At 46.3% G+C, this 661-nt stretch carries 1 pseudogene; it reads left to right on the top strand.

The annotated features are described in order from the left end of the window. Positions 1–661 (top strand): annotated as a pseudogene (locus ACTQ16_RS16720) (hypothetical protein); the annotation flags it as partial.

Below are 661 nucleotides of genomic sequence, written 5' to 3'. Positions count from 1 at the left end.
GGACATGCTGTCGGGCAACTATACCTTGGCTACCAAGAATATCCGCCCTGACGACGTGGCGGCGGTGAATGTCTACGAAAACCACCAACCCATAAGAGCCTTGAAGAATGTCTCCTTCTCCGACAAGGCTGCGCTCAACCTGAAAATCAGGAATAACCGCAAGCTGAAGCCTATCGGCTATCTTCAGCAAGGACTGGGCTATGATGACCAGACGCTGTGGAAGAGTGATGTCTTCGCCATGCAAATCAACAAAAAGTCGCAGCAACTTTTGTCGATGAAGGCAAATGACACGGGCTTGACTTATAATACGTCGCAGACTTTCGGACTCGACCAAGTTTCTGATTTCTCATCGTTTACATGGGATGGAATCAGCCTTTCTGCACAAGATATTCCTAGTGTATCTTTGAGCCGATACGTAGACAACAAGTCGGGAGAAGGAGCTTTCAACTCTCTCTTCAAGCTGAAGGACAAACGAACGCTTACTCTCAATTTGCGCTATGCCGGTGATGACCTGCACTACCAAAACCAGAAAAACTCCAGTATCTTCGTAGATGACAACCAGTATCAAGACTTCTCTGAGAAGGTGCAGGCGGCAGTATATTCTAATTCTTTGATGGGAAAGATAAAACTGGAGAACAATACGGAGAAAGTATATTTCCTG

Origin of the sequence: Prevotella sp. LCP21S3_D2, from assembly GCF_052118345.1 — a bacterium.
In the GTDB taxonomy this organism is placed as follows: Bacteria; Bacteroidota; Bacteroidia; order Bacteroidales; family Bacteroidaceae; genus Prevotella.
Note: the sequence above shows the minus strand (reverse complement) of the source record. Positions and strands in the feature narration are given on the sequence as shown.